The sequence below is a fragment of the Streptomyces sp. NPDC051776 genome (assembly GCF_040681345.1).
Taxonomy (GTDB): domain Bacteria; phylum Actinomycetota; class Actinomycetes; order Streptomycetales; family Streptomycetaceae; genus Streptomyces.
The window spans coordinates 22,103-43,283 of record NZ_JBFAYQ010000021.1 but is presented as its reverse complement, the minus strand read 5'-3'; the positions used below and the strand labels follow the sequence as shown (position 1 = coordinate 43,283).

Genomic DNA, 21,181 nt, shown 5'->3' with positions numbered 1-21,181 from the left:
CGCACGAGCCGGAGGCGACGCCGTACGGACGGGCGGGCTGCTCCGACAACGGCAGTTCCTATGGGAACGGCAGTCCCTATGGTGCGCGCGGCTCCTATGGGGCCGGTGCAGGCTCCTATGGAGGCGCCGGGACCTATGGGAGGGGGTCGATCGAGGACCGTGGCGGAAGGGCGGACACCTCGGACAGGTGGCAGCCGCACCATCACCTTATGGACCCGACTCCGCGTGCCGAGTCCGGCCAGGTGCCCGCACACCGGGACGGCAGCGCACCGGCGTACGGTCCCGGTGCATACGGTCCGAGCGGCGCTGACTTGTACGGCTCCGGAGGAGTCGGCGAACACCGTCCGAGCGGCGCTCCCGGATACGGTCCGGGCACGCCCGCCCCCTACGGCCCCGGCGGGACGTACGCGCCCGGTGGCCACGGCGGGACGTACGCGCCCGGTGGCCCCGGCGAGACGTACGTTCCCGGTGGCCCCGGCGAGACGTATGCGCCCGGTGGCCCCGGCGAGACGTATGCGCCTGACGACCCGCCTTCGGCCGATGAGGAACCGCGACGTGCCCCCGAGCGCGAGCAGGGGCACGGAGAGGAACCTGCATCCCATGACGATCCCGATGCCGAAGCGGTGGGGGAGTGGGACGACGGTCTGATCGCCCGCAGGGCCCGTGACGAGGCGGACACCGCGTACTACCGCGCGGCCCGGAGGCCGGAAGCCGGGCCTCCCCTGTGGGAGACGGAAAAGGTGCCCCGCCTCGGCCCCCGGCAGGAGACCGCCCCGCGCGTGACCACGGCCTTCTCTCCGGGTACGCCCACGGCGCCGTCCCGCAGCGGATTCGGCCGGGGGCTGCGCCGGCGGCTCGAGGCGATGCGCGAGCTCGTCGGGCTCTCGCGCGCCCGGCTCGAACCGGGGACGCTCGCCGAGCCCTCCCGTGTCCTGGAGGAGGCCGCCGCCCGTCACCGCCTCTCCCTCGCCCACACCGTCGTCGCCATCGCCGGGTCCTCCGGGAGCGGCAAGTCGACGCTGTTCAACGCCCTGGCCGGAACGATTCTTTCGGAGGCTGGGGTCCGGCGGCCGACCACGTCTTCTCCCATGGCCTGTACGTGGTCGGAGGGGGCTGAGGGCCTGCTCGACCGGCTCGGTATCCCGCCCCGGCTGCGCCGGCGCCCGCAGCGCATCCACGACTCGGGTCTGCGCGGCCTCGTCCTCATCGATCTGCCCGACCACGACTCGGCCGTCTCCGGGCGGCGCGAGCAGGTCGACCGGCTGCTCGGGCTCGTCGACGCGGTGGTGTGGGTCGTCGACCCCGAGAAGTACGCGGACGCGGTGCTGCACGAGCGCTATCTGCGGCCGCTCGCCGGGTACTCCGAGGTGACGTTCGTGGTCCTGAACCAGGTGGACCGGCTGCCCGGTGACGCCACCGACCAGGTGCTCGACGATCTGCGCAGACTTCTCGACGAGGACGGCCTGGCGCTGGGTGAGCACGGCGAGCCCGGGGCGGCAGTCCTGCCCGTCTCGGCGCTGACGGGGGAAGGGGTCGGTGAACTCCGGCGCAGGCTGGGCCAGTTCGTCTCCGAGGGCGGCGCGGCCGAGCGGCGGCTGGTCGCGGACGTCGACGGCGCGGCCGACCGCCTCCGTTCGGTCTACATGGCCAAGGGCCGTCCAGGTCTCACCGAGCGGGCGCGCGCGGACTTCGAGGACCGGCTGGCCGATGCGGTGGGTGCGGTGGCCGCGGGACAGGCGGCCGAACGCGAATGGCTGCGCTATGCGGAACTGGCCTGTGGCGCGCCCTCGGTCCGTATGTGGCGCCGGTTCGAGGCGAAACGTTCACCGCAGGGGGGTGCGGGGAAGTCCCGCTTCCGCTTCGGTGGTCGCGTCAAGGACTCCACCTCTGCCGACGTCACCGTGGCGGGCGGCGAGGTGCTGCAGTCCCGGGCGCCGGCACCGGTGCCGGCGCCGGGGGCGGGAGCGGGCGGCGCATTCGGGGACGAGGCCGCGCCGCCGGTGCCGAGTACGGCCCGCGCGATCGTGGAGCAGGCCGTACGCACGCTGGCCGATGAGGCGTCAGCGGGACTGCCCGACGCCTGGGCCCAGTCGGTGCGGGAGGCCGCGGCCCGCGGCGGTACGCGACTGCCGGAGGCCCTGGACCAGTCGGCAGCGGAGCAGGCGGCCGGTACGGCGCGGCCAGCGGGGCCGGGCTGGTGGCGTATCGCCTCGACACTGCAGGGTCTGCTGCTCGCGGTCCAAGTCCTCTGCGGCCTTTGGCTGGTGGCGTCAGTGGTAGGCGGGCCGGGCAACAGCTGGATCCTGCCCGCGGTGCTGATGGGCGCCGGTGGGGTCGGAGGGCCGGTGCTCGCGTGGTGCTGCCGGGCTGCGGCCCGCGGGCCCGCCCGGCGCTACGGGCAGGATGCCGAACGGCGGTTGCGGGGCGCGGCGGCGTCGTGCGGCCGGGCACGGGTGCTGGAGCCGGTGGCGGCGGAACTGCTGCGGTACCGGGAACTGCGGGACCAATACCTGGTCGCGGCGGGCGGACCCTCGCACACGACTCTGCTGTAGGGGGCGGTGGGACGGCTGTAGGGATGGAGGCGGACGGCCGCGGGATTCCGCGGCCGTCCGCCGTTCGCGTGCTCCCTCTGTGTCTGCGGCCGGACAGGTGCCTGCTGTCGGGATTTGTGGGCGGACGCCGCCTCGTCCGTTCGCTCGCTGTCCGGCCATGCAGTCGCTTGCGGTCCGAGGGGCGCTGCGTACGAGACCGGACGGTGGGCTGAACCGGCGGGCCCGGTACCGGCGGGCCCGGACGGGGCGGTCCGGTTAAGGGACGGAAGACTCGGATCCCGGCTCCCGACCGATAGGCGCAGGTGGAGCCTCCGCGCCCCGGCCGTGTCCGGGCTCGTCACCCGTTTCGGTGGCGAAGTTGTCCACAGCCCGAGGTTCGTCCACAGCCGTCGCGGCCGCGCTCGATGGCATGCAGCATGGTCTGCACGAGGAACGGAACGAGAGTCGGGGGGTTGGCCATGCGTACGAGTCTGGGGACGGACGCGGGGAAGAGGGCCGGAGCGGGAGCGCTCGGATCAACGGCGGTCACAGGCGCGGCAGTTGGATCCGCAACGACGGTGACGGTGGTGGGCAGCGCCGCAACGCCGGTTGAACTGTCCGAGACGAGCGAGGGCGTCGCCGTGGCGCGGTTTCGGTTGGCGGCGACGACCGGCCGCCGCGGGGACCGTGGGCGCAAGGGCGAGGGCCGGGCCGCCGGGCACACGAGCTTCTATACGGTGTGGGCCGCGCAGTCGCTTGCGGCCAATGTCGCCTCGTCCGTGACGAGCGGTGAGCCTCTCCTCGTGCACGGCACGTTGAGGATACGTGAGGAGGATCGCGACGGTCGGCCGCGTGTCTCCGCGGAGATCGAAGCGACGTCCGTGGGACACGATCTGACGCACGGCACCGCAGTGTTCCGCCCGGTCTCGGACGCCAACCCTGCGCTGACGGCGCCGATAGGTGGCAGCAGCATGTACTGACCGTCCGCTTCGTCGTCTGTGGGTGTGCTGCGACCGCAATGGGCGCGTTGCTGAACTGACGCCGAATCACCCGGGTTTGGGCTGCCGCTTTGTCGATGTTCCCAGGTCAGACACGGGGGGAGCGATAACGATTCCGATTCGGATCGGTTGTCGCATGGGATTGGTGGGGACGATGTTGCGCTTTCTCCTTAGGATCCGACCGTGCTCACGGGGCACGTGAGTTCGTTTGCGGGGCGCCATCTCCCCCCAACGTCGCCTCGCCGGAGGGGAATCCATGTTTTCTGTACGCAGGCGTGGCTCCGCCCGCCTCGCCGCCGCGGTTGTGGCCTCCGGCCTGGTCGCGGCGGGTGTGATAGCCGCCGCCGGCCCGGCCGTGGCTGACGACGCCACGCCGAGCCCCGGCGGCGCGACCGCAACCCTCGAAGGCCTCAAGACCTTCGACGAGGCCGTCATCACCAACGAGGGCGGCGAGCAGAAGGTCGGCGCAGGGCTCTTCGAGATGACCGTCGACGGCGGGGGCACGCTGCAGACGTACTGCATCGACATTCACAACCCGACGCAGAGCAAGGCGCAGTACCAGGAGAAGCCCTGGTCCGCTACGTCGCTGCACAACAACGCAGACGCGGGCAAGATTCGCTGGATCCTGCAGAACTCCTATCCGCAGGTCAACGACCTCAGCAAGCTCGCCGCGGCCGCCGACTCCGGCACGCTGACCGAGAAGACCGCGGCCGCCGGCACCCAGGTCGCGATCTGGCGGTTCTCGGACCAGGCGAGGGTCGAGGCCGTCGACCCGGCCGCGGAGAAGCTCGCCGACTACCTCCAGCAGAAGGCTCAGGACCTCGATGAGCCGAAGGCGTCGCTGACCCTCGACCCGCCTGCCGTCTCGGGCAAGTCCGGTGACCGGCTGGGCCCCATCACCGTCCACACGGACGCCGCGAACGTCACGGTCAGCCCGGATCCGGCCTCCGAGGCCTCGGGCGTCAAGGTCGTCGACAAGACCGGCAAGCCCGTCGCCAGCGTCACCAACGGCGGTGAGTTGTTCTTCGACGTACCGAAGGGTGCCGCCGACGGTTCCACCTCGCTGACGGCCCAGGCGACCACCACCGTTCCGGTCGGCCGCGCCTTCGCCAGCCGGACCAGGAGCCAGACGCAGATCCTCGCCGGCTCCAGCGAGAGCACGGTCAGCGCGACCGCGACGGCGAACTGGGCGAAGAAGGGACCGATCCCCGCGCTGTCCGCGGAGAAGAACTGCGCCGAGGGCGGCGTGGACGTGACCGCATCCAATGAGGGCGACGAGCCGTTCACCTTCGAGCTGGCGGGCAGCGAGCACACCATCGAGGCGGGCAAGTCCGAAACCGTCACCGTGCCGGTGAAGGAGGACCAGTCCTACGACTTCACGATCACCGGTCCCAACGGGTTCGAGAAGCATTTCTCCGGCGTCCTCGACTGCAGGACGGCCGAGACGCCCGGCACACCCTCGTCGGAGGCGAGCCCGGCCACGGCCGGTGGCTCGTCCGAAGGTTCCACCGGGGGCGGCGACCTCGCCCAGACCGGTAGCAGCAACGCCACGCCAGTGATCGCGGGCATCGCCATCGCGCTCCTCGTGCTCGGTGGCGGGACGGTCTTCTTCCTCCGCAAGCGGAAGACCACGTCGGCGGACGAGTAACCCTGTGGCGCACAGCGCCCAGTTCGCACGGTGAGGCCCGGGCCCCGGGCCCGGCCCTCACGCGTGCTCGATGCGCATGCCCGCTCCGTCTCCCAGCCCAGCCGGGCCCAGCCCCGGGCCGGGCACCCGCTCCGTCTCCCGGCCCGCTCCGTCTCCCGGCCCCAGCTCCAGCGCGGGCCCGGGCACAGCCCCAGCTCCGCGCGGGCCCGGGCACAGCCCCAGCTCCGCGCGGGCCCGGGCACAGCCCCAGCTCCGCGCGGGCCCGGGCACAGCCCCAGCCGGGCCCAGCCCCGTCCCAGCGCGGGACCGGACACAACCCCAGTCATGGGGTTCTACAGGACGTCTTCGGCGGTGACCTGGCCATCAGCACTTCGGCGACTTCGGCTCCGAGGCGCCGCCCGGATACACCGACAGGGTCATGCACAGCAGCCGGGCCGCATGAACCGGTCCCGGCCGGGGCCGCATGAACGGGGCCTCCGCGTGCGGGCGGTGTGCCGCGGATCGGTGGTATGCCGCGGATCGGTGGTGCGCCAGGGAGCGGAGGTGCGCCACGGATGTGTCACGCTCCCCGTAGTTCCCTCCCGCCTCTCCGGGCTCCTGCGGCACCGCTGTCCCGAGCGCGGTCGCCGTCGGTGCGGTCGGGCCGCAAGAGACCGGTGAGCGGCCCATCGCGTACCGTCGTCAGCCGCCCCGCTCGCCCCCACGGCAAGGTCATGGCGGCCCTCGCTCCGGCCCGCCCGGATACGGCGTCCGCGGCGCGCGCCGTGCCGTGCGGCCGGTCCGATGCCATCTCGTTTTCGTGCAGCGCGAGCGTTACGGCAAGATGGCTGTATCTGCCCACCCATCGATTGCCGGACGGTTTCTCTTGGCTGAGTTCATCTACACCATGCGCAAGGCGCGCAAGGCGCACGGCGACAAGGTGATCCTCGACGACGTCACGCTGAGCTTCCTGCCCGGCGCCAAGATCGGCGTGGTCGGACCGAACGGCGCCGGGAAGTCCACGGTCCTCAAGATCATGGCGGGCCTCGAGCAGCCGTCGAACGGAGACGCCTTCCTCACCCCCGGTTACAGCGTCGGCATGCTCCTTCAGGAGCCCCCGCTGGACGAGTCGAAGACCGTGCTGGAGAACGTCCAGGACGGTGTCGCCGACACCATCACCAAGGTTCAGCGGTTCAACGAGATCGCCGAGCAGATGGCGACCGACTACTCCGACGAGCTGCTCGAGGAGATGGGCAAGCTCCAGGAGGAGCTCGACCACCGCAACGCCTGGGACCTCGACACTCAGCTCGAGCAGGCCATGGACGCACTCGGCTGCCCGCCCGGCGACTGGCCGGTCACCAACCTCTCCGGTGGTGAGAAGCGGCGCGTCGCGCTCTGCAAGCTGCTGCTCGAAGCCCCCGACCTGCTGCTTCTCGACGAGCCCACCAACCACTTGGACGCCGAGTCCGTCCAGTGGCTGGAGCAGCACCTCGCGAAGTACCCCGGCACCGTCGTCGCCGTCACCCACGACCGCTACTTCCTCGACAACGTGGCCGAGTGGATCCTTGAGCTCGACCGCGGCCGCGCGCACCCGTACGAGGGCAACTACTCCACGTACCTCGACAAGAAGGCGGCCCGCCTCAAGGTCGAGGGCCAGAAGGACGCCAAGCGCGCCAAGCGCCTGAAGGACGAGCTGGAGTGGGTCCGCTCCAATGCCAAGGGCCGCCAGGCCAAGTCCAAGGCGCGTCTGACCCGTTACGAGGAAATGGCCGCGGAGGCCGAGAAGACCCGGAAGCTGGACTTCGAGGAGATCCAGATCCCGCCGGGCCCGCGTCTGGGCAACGTCGTGGTCGAGGTGGAGAACCTCTCCAAGGCGTTCGGCGAGAAGGTCCTCATCGACGACCTCTCCTTCACGCTGCCCCGTAACGGCATCGTCGGCGTCATCGGCCCCAACGGCGCGGGCAAGACCACGCTGTTCAAGATGATCCAGGGCCTGGAGATCCCGGACTCCGGCTCCATCAAGGTCGGCGACACCGTCAAGATCTCCTACGTCGACCAGACCCGCGCCAACATCGACCCGAAGAAGACGCTGTGGGCCGTCGTCTCCGACGAGCTGGACTACATCAATGTCGGCCAGGTCGAGATGCCGTCCCGCGCGTATGTCTCGGCGTTCGGCTTCAAGGGCCCGGACCAGCAGAAGCCCGCCGGCGTCCTGTCCGGTGGTGAGCGCAACCGCCTGAACCTGGCGCTCACCCTCAAGCAGGGTGGCAACCTGCTGCTCCTCGACGAGCCGACCAACGACCTCGACGTCGAGACCCTCTCCTCGCTCGAGAACGCGCTGCTGGAATTCCCCGGCTGCGCCGTGGTCGTCTCCCACGACCGCTGGTTCCTCGACCGCATCGCGACCCACATCCTCGCCTACGAGGGTGAGTCGAAGTGGTTCTGGTTCGAGGGCAACTTCGAGTCGTACGAGAAGAACAAGGTCGAGCGTCTCGGCCCGGACGCGGCCCGCCCGCACCGCGCCACGTACAAGAAGCTGACGCGGGGCTGAGCGGCGTGGCCCGGCACGTCTACTCCTGCCCCCTGCGCTGGTCGGACATGGATGCGTTCGGTCACGTCAACAACGCGGTCTTCCTCCGCTACTTGGAGGAGGCGCGCATCGACTTCATGTTCCGGATGGCGCGGCCGGACGGCGGCCCGTCGTTCAATGGCGGGTCGGTGGTGGCGCGCCACGAGATCGACTACCTGCGGCCGCTGGTCCACCGGCACGAGCCGGTGACCGTCGAGACGTGGGTGACGAAGATCGGCGCGGCGGCACTGTACCTGTCGTACGAGATCAAGGACCAGGAGCAGGTGTACGTCCGGGCAACGACGATCGTCGTGCCCTACGACCTCGAGCAGGGGCGCCCTCGGCGGATCACCGCCGAGGAGCGCGCCGTCCTCGAGGAGTTCACGGACGACAGCATGGAGCGGAAGGAGCCGCCCGGTACGGGGACGGGCGCGGCCGACAGCACCTCCGGCCAGGTGTCCGGCGGCGCTTCCGGGGAGGCGTCCGACAGCGCTTCCGAGAGGGCGGCCGATGGCGCTTCCGGGGAGGCGTCCAGGGCGTCCGGCAAGGCTCCGGAGGGGGCCGTCGCCGAATGAGGGCGCTGCGTTTCGCCGACGCCGGGGAGGCGGCCGATCTCGCCGCCTTCCTCGCCCGGCTGCTGCACTACGACCGCCGCGCGGCCGTCCGCCTCCAGGCGGGTGCGGGCGGTGGGCCCAAGGCGCCGGCCGGTGCGCGTCAGGTGGCGGCCGGTGTCCGCCCCGGCAGGGGCGGCGGGCGGGTGCTCGCCGTCTTCGGACGCCCTGCCTCGTTCGAGGTGCTGGCGATCCGTACCGCCCGGCTGGACGGCCGGTACGAGCTGGACGTCACCGTCTCGGCGGGGCGACTCGCCGATGCCATCGACGCGGCAGCCAGGGCGGATCCGGCCGGTGGCCTGACCGTCACCGTCCCCGAGAGCGTCACCGGGCCGCCGTGGGCGGGTGTGCTGCCGCCGCGCGGGGGCTGGCAGCGCGTCGAAGGTCTGCCGGACACGGACGACATCCGTGCGGCCGTCGCCGCGGCGGTCGCTGAATTCCGGGAGCGGACCGAGGAGTTGCCCGACGAACGGCGCACTCGCGCCGAACTCGACCGTATCGGGCGGGAGATATGGTCCCGGACGCTGGGAACCACCGAGCTTCCGCTGCGTGCCGTCCACGCCGCCCAGTCGCTCGGCTTCCTCAGGCGGCTCCCGGCCGGGGCGTCCGCGGCCCCGGCGGCGTGTGGCGGCAACGGCGCCGTCCCCCAGCCCCGTTCGACCGTTGCTTGTACGGCACTCGCGCAGAAGCCGCCCGAGGCGCCGGCGCTTTTCGCGGCGGGAAGCTGGCTGCGCCTGCGGACGGCGTACGGCTCGATCGTCGTACGCCGTACGGGAATTCCGGGCCTGATCGTCACTTCCGGCTAGGGCGGGTCCGTAGTCCCGGCTGGGGCGGGCCCGCAGTCCCGGCTGGAGCGGGTCCGCAGTCCCGGCTGGAGCGGCCCGGTCGTTCGGAGCCGCACAAGCCCGGGTCGCCGTGAGGCCAGCGACCTGCGTACGGCTTCGGCGCGCCCGTTGCGGCCACACCCCCCAGGAGGACAGAAGGGGCCCCGTCACCGGAGCGTTGTCAGCGGACCGTCGTCACCGGCACGCGGCGCGGTCCGCGAACCAACAGGCCGGGGCGGTAAGGGAGTTCGGCGGGGTCGGCCGCAAGGCGCAGTCCGGGAAAGGCGCCGAAGAGGCGCGGCAGGGCGATTGCAGCCTCCAGGCGTGCCAGGCGCGATCCGACGCAGAAGTGCGGGCCGTGCCCGAACGCGACATGCGGTGCTGCCCGCCGCTGCCCGCTCACCACTCCCGTGGCGTTCAAACCGGTGGGGTCCCCACTGGAGCTGTTCCCGGCGGCGCCGTTCCCGCCGGAGCGGTCCATGCCCACGCCGGCCCCCTCGAACTCGAAGCGTTCGACGCCGAGGCCGTCCACGTCGACGCCATGTGCCCCAGCGCCACCCCCGCCCGCCACGTACCGTTCCGGCCGGAAGGCGTCCGGGTCCGGGTAGCGGGACGGGTCGCGGTTGGCCGCCGCCAGGACCGCGAGGACCGAGGCACCTGCCGGGACGACCGCCCCTCCGCCGAGATCCACCGCCTCCGTCGCCCGGCGCCACGTCGTGCCCTCCAGGGGGCTCGCGTGGCGCAGCGTCTCCTCGACGACCGCCGCCCAGCGGGCGGGTCCCTCCCGGTGCGCCGCCTCCAGCTCCCGCGGGTGCGTGAGCAGCAGCAGGGCTGCCGAGGCCAGCAGGTTCATCGTGGTCTCGTAGCCCGCGAAGAGCAGAAGAAAGGCCATGGCGAGCAGTTCGCCGTCGTCGAGACCGCCCTCTGAGGAATCATGGACGAGCGTGCTGAACAGATCCTCGCCGGGCCGTCGCCGCTTCTCCGCGATCAGCCCGGTGAAGTAGCCGTACAGGGCGGTCCACGCCTCGTCGACGGCCCCGCGCTCCAGCGCGTCCGCCGGCGACCCCACCCGGTACGTCCACTCGCGCAGATCGCCGCGGTCCGCTTCCGGGACGCCCAGCACTTCGCCGATCACCAGGACCGGCAGCGGGAACGCGAAGGCGTCGACGAGGTCCGTCGTGCCCTCGCCCTCCAGCCGTGCCGCCACGTCCGCGACGAGCCCGTCCGTGAGGTGCTCGATACGCGGGCGCAGCGCGTCGACCCGGCGCGGTGCGAAGGCCGCGGCCGTCAGCCGGCGCAGCCGGGTGTGGTCCGGGGCATCGGAGTTGAGCATGTGACGGGCGAGGCAGGCTCGGGCGCGCTGGGCGGGGGAGTCGGTCTTGTGCCGGCCCGCCCCCTGCGGCGGCACATTGGAGAAGCGGGGGTCGGCCAGCACGGCACGGGTCTGCTCGTAGCCGGTGACCAGCCAGGCGTACGTACCGTTGGCCAGCGCCACGCGCGTCACGGGCCCCTGTGAGCGCAGGGAGGCGTAGTACGGGTACGGGTCGCGGGCGAAGGCGTCGTCCGCCGGGTCCAGTACGCCCGCCGGTACTCCCGGCACGGCGCTTGCGGGCGCTGTCCAGTCATGGTCCGGCGGGGCGGGTACGGGGCGAAGGGCGACGTCAGCTCGGTCGGGCACGGGCCCCATCCTGGCAGGGCCCCTCGTAGGGCAGCGTGACGGGGGCGTCAGTCAGCCGTGTTGATCATGGACGCGGCTGCGTACTCGAGGTAACTCCACAGCTGCGCCTCGTGTTCCGGCGACAGCTCGAGTTCGTCCACGGCGGTGCGCATGTGGCGCAGCCATGCGTCGTGCGCGGCCCGGTTCACCGTGAATGGGGCGTGCCGCATCCGCAGCCGCGGGTGTCCTCGGTTGTCGCTGTACGTGCGCGGCCCGCCCCAGTACTGCATGAGGAACAGCACCAGGCGCTCCTCCGCGGGGCCCAGGTCCTCCTCGGGGTACATCGGCCGCAGCACCGGGTCTTCGGACACGCCCTCGTAGAAGCGGTGCACCAGTTTGCGGAAGGTCGGTTCCCCGCCGACCTGTTCGTAGAAGGTCTGATCCTGCACCGTGCCACGTGGAATCTCAGTCACCCCACCATGGTCTCAGACGCCCGGCCGAGGTCCAGGGGCCTCGGGGCCGGGCCCATTCCCCGGCCCGGTCACCACGGTCCGCACGTCGGCCATGCCCGCGGTGTCGCGCCGCCGGTGCGCCCGCAGGACAGTGGAGGCATGACGGAGGCCGGGATACAGCCGGAGGCGGCGGCAGTGGCGCGGGCCGCACTCGTGCGCACGATCATGGCCGAGGGGCTGCTGGCCGATCCCGCATGGCGGGCGGCGTTCGAGGATGTGCCGCGCCATCTCTTCGTGCCGTCGTACTGGCTGCCGGTCCGGGGCGGCTTCGAGCGGCTGTCGTACGGCGACCCCGATCCGGGCGTACGGGCCCGCTGGCTCGCCGGTGCCTACGCCGACACGCCCCTGGCCACCCGGGTCCGCGACGGCGCGCTGCTCTCCTCCAGCAGCCAGCCCTCACTGATGGCGCAGATGCTGGAGGTACTGGAGGTCCGCGACGGTGACCGGGTCCTGGAGATCGGAACGGGGACGGGGTTCAACGCTGCGCTGATCTCCCACCGGCTCGGCGAGGAGCGGGTGACCACCGTGGACCTCGACCGGGAGATCACCGAGTCGGCCCGGGACCATCTCGCCAGGGCCGGGTACCACCCGGTCGTCGTGCGGCGCGACGGGGCGCGCGGCTGTCCATCGCGTGCCCCGTACGACCGCATCCTGGCGACCTGCGCGCTGAGATCCGTGCCGGGCGCCTGGCTCGAACAGTGCCGGCCGGGCGGGCTCGTCGTCACCCCGCTCGCCACCGGTCTTCTCGCGTTGCGCGTCCGTGGTGCCGCGCAGGCGGAGGGCCGGTTCCTGAACACCTCCGCATACTTCGTACCCCTGCGTGCAGGTGGGCCTGCGTCCTCGAAAGCGTCGGCGCCGCGGGAGGCGCCGAAGACGGGGGAGCCGCCGAATGTGCCGAAGGCGGCGGAGGTGCGGGGAGCGCCGGGGCCCGTATCGCCCGGGAAGGCGCTCCCCGGTGCGTCACCACAGCCGGAGGACGCCGAGGGAGTACCTCAACACCTTCTGCGCCACGAGCCGTTCACCTTCTTGCTGGCCCTGACCGAGGGCAGGCTGAGCCCCCGTGAGGCGTACGAGCTGTGGCAGCGGGCGCACCATCCCGAGCGCAGCCGCTTCGGCGTGACCATCCGCGGCGCGGAGCAGTGGGCCTGGCTGGACGATCCGGACGGCCCGGGCGCCTGGCCGCTCGGCCCGGCGGTGCAGGGCGCGACCTGGCGGCCCGGGCCCGTGTGAGGCGGTCCGGGTGTGCCGCCGGAGGGCCGGCCCCCGAGGTGTACCCGGACCGATGCGCGGACTCAGCCCCGGTGGAGGGTGATCGTCGTCCAGGCCCCGACGTGCACGCGGTCGCCGTCCTGCAGCGGGACGGGGACGAACGGCTCGATCGGCTCCTCGCCGCCGTTGACCGTCGTGCCGTTGGTGGAGTCCTGGTCGACGACCGACCAGGATCCGTCGGGCTGCGAGACGAGTACCGCGTGCTTGTGGGAGACGCCCGGGTCCTCGGGAGGACGGGACAGGTCGATATCGGGGGACTCGCCGGTGCTGTTGCGGCGGCGGCCGATGGTCACCTGGCTCCCGGTGAGCGAAAGCTGCTGCTCCGGTGAGTACGCGGGGAGGTTGAGGCCGGCTGCCTCCGGTCCGCTGCGGTTCATCATGGCCAGGAAGTACTCGCGGTCCGGGCCGATCACTGCGGTCCAGGCGGCCGGCTGGGCGGCCTGCGGCTCGCCGGGGAACTGGCCCGTACCGGGCCCGGGTGCCTGGCCGGGCGGCTGCAGGTTCCAGTCGCCGCCGTGGCCGTTCGTGGCCAGGGGGCCGGGCATCGGAGGCGCCTGCGGGAAGCCCGCCTGCGGCGGGTACGGGCCCTGGGGCGCGCCGCCGTGCAGCGGCTGCTGCTCCGGACCGGGGTGGGGCGGAGCGAGCGGCTCGGCGGGGCGGTTCACCTGGGACGGACGCGAACTCTGGTAGTCGAAGCCGTTGTGCTGCTGCGGGGACTGCGGGACCGACGGAGCCTGGGGTACTTGCGGAGCTTGAGGCACCTGCGGAGTTTGAGGCATCTGCGGAGCCTGGGCAGGGGCCCCGGGTCCTTGCGGATGCATCGAAGGGAACCCGGGCGGGCCCTGCGTCCCCGGAGCCGGTGGGGCCGGAGGCGTGAACGTCGGTGAATGCGTGAGGAAGTTGTAGCGGCACTCCTCGCAGAACGGCGCCATCGCCTCGCGCGGCGTGCGGCACTGCGGGCACAGTTCGGCCTGCCCGGTGGCGTTCGGGTCGAAGCCGGGACCCGGATCGAAGCCGGGACCGTGGCCGGGACCCGGATCGAAGCCGGGACCGTGGCCGGGACCCGGATCGAAGCCGGGACCGTGGCCGGGCGCGGGACCGGGTGCCGGTCCGGGACCCTGGCCGTACGGGGCAGGCACCGGCGGTTGGTTGGGGTTGGGGTATCCGTAACCGCCCGGCTGGGGCTGGTTCGGCGGGGGATATCCGTAACCGCCCTGCTGAGACTGTTCCGGGCTGGGGTATCCGTATCCGCCCGGCTGGGGCTGGTTCGGGGTGGGGTATCCGTATCCGCCCTGCGGGGCTCCGGCCCCGCCGGGAGCTGTCGGTCCACCCGGGACCGGTGGGGGCGGGGGCGGCGGCGCGACCGCTCCGCCCTGAACTCCGGCACCGGCCATGCGGTGTCCGCAGATCTCGCACCAGTCGTCGGAACCCGACTGGTGTCCGTTCGGGCAGGTCGGCATGTCGGTGCTTCCCCCTCTCACCTCGGCCCCCTGGGCCGTTTGTTTCTTGCCTTTGCGACTGCTTCGTGCTGCTTCCGGGACTACTTCTTGACGCGGACCGTCTTGGTCGAGCGCGTCTCGAGAGTCATTTTGTCGGCTTCCGCGACATCTCTCTTCAGTCGCACAGTACCGGTCGCCACATCGACGACGTCCACCACCTTCGCAAGCAGTTTCGCAGTCTCCTCGTTGCCCGCCGCGTGCGCCAGATGTACGGCCCGTCCCAGCTTCGCCGTTGCCCTGCCCCAATCACCCGACTTGCGGGCATCAAGCCCTTGCTGGATGACTTGCGCCAGTTCGGCCTGCCCTGTGTAGTGCGCGACCTGGGGGTTGATGGACGTGGATGCGGCCATGTCGTCGGTCCACACCGCCCGTATGAGCCCTCGGGCCGGCGTCTCGGATGTGCCGTCGCCCGCCGGCGGGGCGGTCAGAGACACCCGGGCGGCCAGCATCTCCCGCCCGACCTCCGCCGGTGGCACCCGTACGCACAGGTGGTAGTCGCGCGATTCGACGCCCCACGAGCCCGTCGGGTAGTCCCCGGCGCGTGCTCCCGCCTCGGTGCGCCGGTCCGTGAGGTCCTCGACAGTGGGGGCCACCTGCTTCACGAAGACGACCTCCGCGCCGACGGGCGTCCACAGCCGCAGGTTCACGTCCCCGACCTCTTTGCCCATCGCGGTCTCCATCATCCGCGTGAAGTCGGCGGCGAGTCCGGCCGGATCGGCGACGATGTCGGCGCTGCCGAGCAGCGCGGAGGCGATACCCGTGACCTCCTTGACCTCCCAGTCCGTGCCCACTCCGCGCGCGTCACACGTGAACCGGCCCGCACACGCCTCCAGCGTGGCGTGCAGGCTCTCCGGCGACTCGTGCTCGTTGCGCCCGTCGGTCAGGAGAATGCCGTGCCGGATGGGGGCTTCGGCGGAGGAGAGCAGCCGGTCGGCCAGGCGCAGCCAGGTGCCGATCGCGGTGCCGCCGCCCGCGCTCAGCGCCCGCAGCGCATGGACCGCCTGGGCGCGCGTGCCCGCGTCGGCGACCGCGAGGCGGCCGCCGCCCGGGTAGACCTCGCTCGCCTGGTGGGTGCCGCTGACGACGGCGAACGCGACGCCGTCACGCAGGGCGCCGATCGCGGCGGCCGTGGCGTCCCGCGCGTTGCGCATCTTCTCCGGCGGGTACTGCATGGAGCCGGAGCAGTCGACCATGATGACCACCGCCGCGTCCGGTCCGCCGCCGGGTTCCCGTGTCCGTGCGGACGCCCGCGGCGCGCCGGTGCCACCGCGACACGTGACCGTGACGATGGCGTTCACCTCGCGCCCGCCCGCCGGCAGGTACTCGTTCTGATACACCTCGACCGAGAACCGCGGGACCGTCGACTCCGGGTAACTGCCCATCCGCATGCGCTCCCCCCGCGCGTGATGTCCGGCCGTACCGGCCCGGCTGTGCGGTCGTACCGGCTCTGCGGTCGTACCGGCTGTGCTCAGACCGATCCTGCCCCCTGGGCGCGGGAAGGGAACGGTACGACGGCCACTGTTACGTTGTCATGACCCCCGCCGTCCAGTGCGTATCCGACGAGCGCACGCGCGCTGTGCAGCGGGCGGGCGCGGGCGTCGGCCGGCACGGCCCCGGCCATGTCGCCCGCGGCCTCCGCGTAGTTCCACAGACCGTCCGTGCAGACCACGACCACACCGGGCCGGTCCGGTTTGAACGACGCGGTGTGCGGCTCCAGTTCGTACGCGTCGGCCCCGAGCCAGCCGGTGATCGCGTGTGCGCGCTCGTCCGCGTACGCCTCCTGCTCCGACATGAGGCCCGTCGCCACCATCTGGGCCGCCCACGAGTCGTCCTCGGTCAGCCGCGCGGCCGGAGCCGCACGGTCGTCGGGCACCCAGTAGGCCCGGCTGTCGCCGATCCAGCCGACCGTGAGGATGCCGGTGGTGACGACGGCGGAGACGATGGTGCAGGCAGGGGAGTTCTGGTGGTGGCGGTGCGGGTCGTGCTCCTCCGGCTGATGCGGGGGTTCCGCCAGGGAGTTGACGGCTTCCGCGGCGGCCACGATCGCGTCGTGCATGGCCTGCTGCGGGTGGGCGCCTGCGGGAAGGGCGGCGAGGAGCGAGGCGCCGGCGGCGTCCGCGGCCGCCTGCGACGCCTCGTCGGACCTGGTCGCCGAGGACACCCCGTCGCACACCACGGCGACCACGGCTGTTGAGCCGTCGGGCATCGCGGCCGAGGAAACGGCGAACGCGTCCTCGTTGCGGTGGTGGCGCAGCCCCCGGTCGCTGACCGCCGCGACGCTGTCGAGCCCTTCCTCCATGTGGTCCCGCAGACGGGGCTGGGCATGGCCGCAGTGACGGCAGTAGCCGTCCGTGTCGACGGCACCGGCCCGGCAGGCGATACAGATCTCGCCGGGGGCTCCGGCCGCGCCGCCGCCAGTGGCATCGGACGCTCCGCCCGGGGTCTCGTCCACCGTCCGCCGGGGCGGGTCCGGCTCGTGGGTGCCCGTGATCCGCGGGTCGGGGGGTGGCGGCACGGCGCCCGCGGGCGGCACATCGGTGCCTGACGGGGCTGGGACGTCGCTCGTCGTGACGGGAGGCGCGAGCGGGTAGTGGTCCGGCTCGGCGGCGTCCGTGTCTGCGGGACGGCCCTCGTCCCCGGAGTCGATGCCCGCCAAGTCCTCGGGGCGGTGGGCCTCGTGGGCGGAGCGGGGGGCCGGCTCGGGGGCGGGCCACCCGGCGGGGCCGGCGTTTCCTGGCGCCGCAGGGCAGAGATGTGCGGCGGAATCCATGGGCCGGGAGCGGGCGGCTGCCTGTGCCGCCGCAGCGTCGGGGATGCGGGTGTCCGGCCGGGGCGGGGGCGGTGTCACGCGGCCGGTTGCGCCGTGGTCGTCCGCGGGCCGGTCGCCCCGCGGGAGCTGTGCGGCCGACAGATCGGCTCCGCACGCGCCGCAGAAGTTGTCACCGGCCTCCAGCGGCTCACGGCAGCTGGGGCAGACCGACAGTTGGGGCACCTTGGGCATCTGCGACATCACACTCACACCCACGTCCTGGGGCGGCAGCGGTTGGCCCGCTCCACCAGTTCGATCCTCTCCTCGCCGCGCTGGGCGAGCCGCGCGAGCACGCGGTACGAGCGTTCCAGGCCGAACCGCAGGCCCCGCTCGTCCAGTCGGCTGCCCAGCAGCGCGGGGCGTCCCCCGGAACCGGTCCCGGCGGGCGCCCAGGTCCCGGCGTGACCGGGTACGGCTCCGGCGGCCGCCCCGGTCCCGCCGGCCGCCCCGGTCCCGGCGGCAGTCCTCGTGGCGCCCGGATCCCTCGCGGGAGCGCCCACGCCTCCGGCGATCACCCAGCCGAGCGCACAGCTCAGCACCTCGGCCGACAGCCGCTCGCGGCGCTCCGCGTCCAGACCGAACTCCACGAGTTGTTCGATCTGTTCCGCTGCGGCCGTGAGGTCGTCAAGCAGCGCCTCCTGCGCCGCGCGCTGCCGCAGCCGGGCGCGTACCGCCGCGATGCGCGCCGCCGTGTAATGGATCGACGCCTCCGGTACGGACTCCATGGCCTCGACCGCTCCCGTGCGGTCGCCTGCTGCGAGCCGCACCCGGGCGAGGCCGAAGGCGGCGCTGACGAAGCCGGGGTCGGCCGACCGGACGAGGTGGTAGTACTCGGCGGCGTTGTCCGACTGCCCCAGCACTTCGGCGCAGAGGGCGAGCGCGAGCTTCGGGGCGGGCTCCCCGGGAAAAGCGTCGTAGACGGCGTCGAAGGAGAGGGCTGCCCGCTCGTGGTCCCCCGTCACCAGCGAGGTGACGCCGCGGGACCAGACCACGCGCCAGTCGTCGTGGTGGTCGGCCTCCAGCCGCGCCAGTGTCTCGGCGGCCGCCTCCGTTTCCCCGGTCTCCAGCCGCGCTCGCAGTTCCCGCAGGCGCAACTCCACCGAATCGGCGGGGGCGTTGGCCAGTGCGGCCGGCAGCTCCGCGGGGGCGGAGGCCATGAGCCCGGCCAGGAACCCGGCGTTCGGGTCACGGGAGTCGACGAGCGGCACGGGCAGGGCGAGGGCGGCTGCGCGCAGGTCGGGCGTCCTGGGGCCCGCGGAGGCACCGGGCGCGACGTCGGGCGGTCGTACGATCGCGGGCGACGAAGCCGCGGCGGGTGGCCGTGCGAGCGCGGGCGGTGGCGAGGCGGGCGGCGCTGCGGTGTCCGCCTCGGCGAACAACTGCGTGTCCGCGACCCGGAGTTCCGGCCCGAAGAGCGTGGACAGCGCGGGCCGCGGCTGCCCCGTCCGGAGGGCGACGACCTCCCGCAGGACACCCGTGAGCTGCTCCGCCATCTCCTCCGCCGACGCGAACCGACGCCCCGGGTCGGGGTCGGTCGCGCGCACCAGCAGCCGGTAGAAGGACTCGTAGCGGCGGAAGACGTCGATGTGGTCCGGATCGGGGAGGCTGTCGGCGTAGACGTTGGTGTAGCCCTGGAAGTCGAAGGTGAGGACGGCCAGGGTCCGCGCCACGGTGTATAGGTCGGATGCGACGGACGGCCCCACGTCCGCGACCTCCGGCGCCTGGTAGCCGACCGTGCCGTAGATCGCGCTCTCCCGGTCGTCCATCCGGCGGACCGCGCCCATGTCGATGAGCTTGAGCTGGTCCTGCTGCTGGATGGCGTTGTCGACCTTGAAGTCGCAGTACAGCAGCTTCCTGCTGTGCAGATGACCGAGGGCCTCCAGTGCCTCCAGGCCGTACGCACACGCCTGTTCCACCGGCAGCGGGTCGCGCCGGCCCTCCGGTGTCCGCCGCTCGTTGGCGATGTCCTTGAGCGACTTGCCGCCGACGTACTCCATCACGATGTAGCCGTCGAGGCTGCCGGTGCGCTGGTCGAGATGCTCGACGAAGTTGTAGATCCGCACGATGTTGGAGTGCTCGATCTCGGCCAGGAAGCGCCGCTCGGAGACGGCGGCGGCGAGCGCGTCCTCGTCACCGGTGTCGAGCAGCCCCTTGAGGACCACCCAGCGGTCGGAGACCGCGTGGTCCACGGCGAGATAGATCCAGCCGAGGCCACCGTGCGCGAGGCAGCCCGCCACCTCGTACTGCCCGTGCACGACGTCGCCGGGCCGCAGCTTGGCCACGAAGGAGTACGGGTGGCCGCACTTGGTGCAGAAGCCCTCGGTGCGGCCGGGCCGCTCGGCGCGGGCGCGCCCCACGGGAGCCCCGCAGTCACTGCGGCTGCAGAACCGCTTCCGCTCCGGCACCTCGGCCTTCTCCAGAACGGCGGTGCGCGGGTCGGGGCGCGGCACCTCGGGCACGGTCACCAGGCCGGCGCCCAGCCTGTTGCGGCCCGAGGACGATCCGGAGGAGCCCGAGCTGCGCACCGACACCGAAGGGGCGCCGCCCCCCGAGAGCCGCCCCGACACCGAACGGCGGGACGAGGACGACCCGGACGAAGCACGGGCGGACGGCGACGAACGGCCGGAAGAGAGGCCCACGGTGGGTACACCGCCGGACGGGGACGCACCGGACTCCGGCCGCCCGGACGACGACGGGCCCGAGGACGGCGTACGTGGGGTCGGCGCACCGCCCCCGCCCGCGACCCCCGTGGGCTCGGACCCGACCATGCCGTGGGGGGAGACGACGGGCGCAAGTCCGCACGTGTCGCAGTACAACTGCCCGCCGTCGACGTCCTCGTACGCTCCCGGGCACTCCCGCCGCTGGCACCCGTCCGTGCTGGTGCTCATGTGCCCCCCTCACCGCCCGAGCCCGGTGAGTCCACCGGGCTCGCCGCGTCCCCGACAGCGCCCGGTGAGTCCCCGGCGGCCGCCGCCCGGTCCGCGGGCTCCGCCCGCCGCGGCACCAGGACCTCGGCGGCCGCCGCCTGGTAGCGCAGCACCGCCGCCTCGGCCGCGCGCAGGTCGCACGGCGCGCTCCACAGCATCCGGCGCGCCACGTCGTACCGCTCCGTCAGCAGGGGGTCCTCGGCCATGCCGTGGCGGGCGATCTTCGCCTTGTACGCGTCGAGCCTGCCGCGGAGTTCGGCACGTACGGCCAAGGGCGCCGTCACCGCGGTCAGCGATTCACGGGCGCGTATCAGCTCTTCCTCGGACCGCTCCTCCAATCGGTCCAGCAGCGGCGAGAGCCGGTGCCACTGGGACCGCCTGCGGTAGTCGGCGGCCGCGGCGAGCTGTTCGTGCAGGACGGTCGGCGGGCCGCTGACCGCGGGAACCTCGGACGCGGCGATCTTCGCGAGCACCTCGCCGCGCGCCTGCCGCGCTTCGGTGAGCGTGCGGTCGGCCCGTGAGAGCAGGTCCCGCACGGCGAGCAGGCGCCGCTCCGCGTCCTGCCGGACGGCGAGGACCGCCTCGATCTCGCGCCGCACGTCCTCCAGGGCGCGGGCCTCGCGGTCGTAGCGGGATGTGTCGGGGCGGCCGCCGCCCGGCGCGGAACTGGCCGACGCCGCCGGGTTCCAGAAGGCGAGCGGGTCGGAGACCACTTCGGCGCGAAGCGCGGTGAGTTCGGCCGTGATGCGCTCCAGATCGTCGCCCGCCGGGTGTTCGCCCGGGCGTACGCCGACGGAGTGGGCGAGCGAGCGCGTGCGCTGCAACTCGGCGGAGAGCAGGTCTATCCGGGCGGGCAGCGCGGACCAGACGGCGTCCGCGGCCACGACCACGTCCAGCGCTTGCGCGTACCAGGTGTTCATCCGGTCGACGAGCTGCTCCATGCTCAACTGCTCGCTGAGCCGGGCCGGTCCGGTGAGGCCGGGGGAGGGTTCGGACGGGTCCGGGCCGGCGGCCGCGACGGTACTGCCGGGGATCGTGACGCGGGGGCCGCGCAGCAGATCGGTCAGCTCGACCAGATCGTCGCGGGACGGCCAGCGCCGCCGGGCGCGCACGCTCCGCGCTTCTCCCAGGGCTTCGGTGTAGACGTCGAAGTGAGCCCACAGAAGGGAGATGAGCTGCTCGGTGGAGGCCCACCGACGCTTGGTGGCGCCGGTGAGTTCCGCTCCTTCGAGGAGTCTGCGCCCCGCGTGGTCCTGGAGCGCGAGCAGGGACGTCTCGATCGCCTCGTGTTCGGCGCCGAGCCTGGACAGCGCGCGGTCCACCTCCTCGCGATCCATGACAGGACCGT

At 72.8% G+C, this 21,181-nt stretch carries 13 protein-coding genes and 1 pseudogene; 7 read left to right on the top strand and 7 right to left on the bottom strand.

Features of this window, described 5'->3' with window-relative positions; genetic code table 11:
* The first annotated feature begins 209 nt into the window (after positions 1-209).
* From AB0M26_RS17910 to AB0M26_RS17885, 6 genes and pseudogenes are all read left to right on the top strand, one after another.
* Positions 210-2,552: a GTPase gene (locus AB0M26_RS17910; protein ID WP_365261701.1), complete on the top strand. Its 2,343-nt coding sequence runs from the start codon at positions 210-212 to the stop codon at positions 2,550-2,552.
* A gap of 566 nt (positions 2,553-3,118) precedes the next feature.
* The gene (locus AB0M26_RS17905) at positions 3,119-3,511 is read left to right on the top strand and encodes a single-stranded DNA-binding protein (RefSeq protein WP_365261698.1); all 393 of its coding nucleotides are present in this window, start codon (positions 3,119-3,121) and stop codon (positions 3,509-3,511) included.
* Positions 3,512-3,785: 274 nt separating this feature from the next.
* Positions 3,786-5,177 (top strand): Cys-Gln thioester bond-forming surface protein, encoded by a 1,392-nt coding sequence (locus AB0M26_RS17900; RefSeq protein ID WP_365261697.1) that lies wholly within the window; start codon positions 3,786-3,788, stop codon positions 5,175-5,177.
* A gap of 865 nt (positions 5,178-6,042) precedes the next feature.
* Entirely contained in the window at positions 6,043-7,707 is a 1,665-nt protein-coding gene (gene ettA / locus AB0M26_RS17895) for an energy-dependent translational throttle protein EttA (RefSeq protein WP_365261695.1), read from the top strand.
* 5 nt (positions 7,708-7,712) lie between these two features.
* Positions 7,713-8,108: pseudogene (locus tag AB0M26_RS17890) on the top strand (thioesterase family protein); the annotation flags it as partial.
* Positions 8,109-8,296: 188 nt separating this feature from the next.
* Entirely contained in the window at positions 8,297-9,142 is an 846-nt protein-coding gene (locus tag AB0M26_RS17885; RefSeq protein ID WP_365261692.1) for a hypothetical protein, read from the top strand.
* 199 nt (positions 9,143-9,341) lie between these two features.
* On the opposite strand, the gene AB0M26_RS17880 is transcribed toward AB0M26_RS17885, so the two are convergent.
* Positions 9,342-10,838, bottom strand: coding sequence for a cytochrome P450 (locus tag AB0M26_RS17880; RefSeq protein ID WP_365261689.1), 1,497 nt, complete (start codon positions 10,836-10,838; stop codon positions 9,342-9,344).
* Positions 10,839-10,885: 47 nt separating this feature from the next.
* Positions 10,886-11,290, bottom strand: coding sequence for a globin (locus tag AB0M26_RS17875; protein ID WP_365261686.1), 405 nt, complete (start codon positions 11,288-11,290; stop codon positions 10,886-10,888).
* A gap of 138 nt (positions 11,291-11,428) precedes the next feature.
* Here AB0M26_RS17875 and AB0M26_RS17870 point away from each other — a divergent pair, with 138 nt between their 5' ends.
* Positions 11,429-12,559, top strand: a complete 1,131-nt coding sequence (locus AB0M26_RS17870) for a methyltransferase domain-containing protein (RefSeq protein WP_365261683.1) — start codon at positions 11,429-11,431, stop codon at positions 12,557-12,559.
* Positions 12,560-12,621: 62 nt separating this feature from the next.
* On the opposite strand, the gene AB0M26_RS17865 is transcribed toward AB0M26_RS17870, so the two are convergent.
* The 5 genes from AB0M26_RS17865 to AB0M26_RS17845 form a co-directional block, all read right to left on the bottom strand.
* Positions 12,622-14,058, bottom strand: coding sequence for an FHA domain-containing protein (locus AB0M26_RS17865; RefSeq protein ID WP_365261680.1), 1,437 nt, complete (start codon positions 14,056-14,058; stop codon positions 12,622-12,624).
* A gap of 80 nt (positions 14,059-14,138) precedes the next feature.
* Complete coding sequence (locus tag AB0M26_RS17860; protein ID WP_365261677.1) at positions 14,139-15,479, bottom strand: VWA domain-containing protein; 1,341 nt, start codon at positions 15,477-15,479, stop codon at positions 14,139-14,141.
* Between the two features lie 86 nt (positions 15,480-15,565).
* Complete coding sequence (locus AB0M26_RS17855) at positions 15,566-17,107, bottom strand: PP2C family serine/threonine-protein phosphatase (protein WP_365261861.1); 1,542 nt, start codon at positions 17,105-17,107, stop codon at positions 15,566-15,568.
* A 5-nt stretch (positions 17,108-17,112) separates the two neighbouring features.
* Positions 17,113-19,794: a tetratricopeptide repeat protein gene (locus AB0M26_RS17850; protein WP_365261674.1), complete on the bottom strand. Its 2,682-nt coding sequence runs from the start codon at positions 19,792-19,794 to the stop codon at positions 17,113-17,115.
* Complete coding sequence (locus AB0M26_RS17845) at positions 19,791-21,170, bottom strand: hypothetical protein (protein ID WP_365261671.1); 1,380 nt, start codon at positions 21,168-21,170, stop codon at positions 19,791-19,793. The genes AB0M26_RS17850 and AB0M26_RS17845 overlap by 4 nt, the downstream gene beginning before the upstream one ends.
* Positions 21,171-21,181: the final 11 nt, after the last annotated feature.

Bases quoted from the DNA above. Each gene is read 5' to 3' on its own strand.
- AB0M26_RS17870 (WP_365261683.1), top strand. From the start codon at position 11,429: ATGACGGAGGCCGGGATACAGCCGGAGGCGGCGGCAGTGGCGCGGGCC.
- AB0M26_RS17900 (WP_365261697.1), top strand. From the start codon at position 3,786: ATGTTTTCTGTACGCAGGCGTGGCTCCGCCCGCCTCGCCGCCGCGGTT.
- AB0M26_RS17885 (WP_365261692.1), top strand. From the start codon at position 8,297: ATGAGGGCGCTGCGTTTCGCCGACGCCGGGGAGGCGGCCGATCTCGCC.
- AB0M26_RS17910 (WP_365261701.1), top strand. From the start codon at position 210: ATGGACCCGACTCCGCGTGCCGAGTCCGGCCAGGTGCCCGCACACCGG.
- AB0M26_RS17865 (WP_365261680.1), bottom strand. From the start codon at position 14,058: ATGCCGACCTGCCCGAACGGACACCAGTCGGGTTCCGACGACTGGTGC.
- AB0M26_RS17850 (WP_365261674.1), bottom strand. From the start codon at position 19,794: ATGAGCACCAGCACGGACGGGTGCCAGCGGCGGGAGTGCCCGGGAGCG.
- AB0M26_RS17845 (WP_365261671.1), bottom strand. From the start codon at position 21,170: ATGGATCGCGAGGAGGTGGACCGCGCGCTGTCCAGGCTCGGCGCCGAA.
- AB0M26_RS17860 (WP_365261677.1), bottom strand. From the start codon at position 15,479: ATGGGCAGTTACCCGGAGTCGACGGTCCCGCGGTTCTCGGTCGAGGTG.
- AB0M26_RS17855 (WP_365261861.1), bottom strand. From the start codon at position 17,107: ATGTCGCAGATGCCCAAGGTGCCCCAACTGTCGGTCTGCCCCAGCTGC.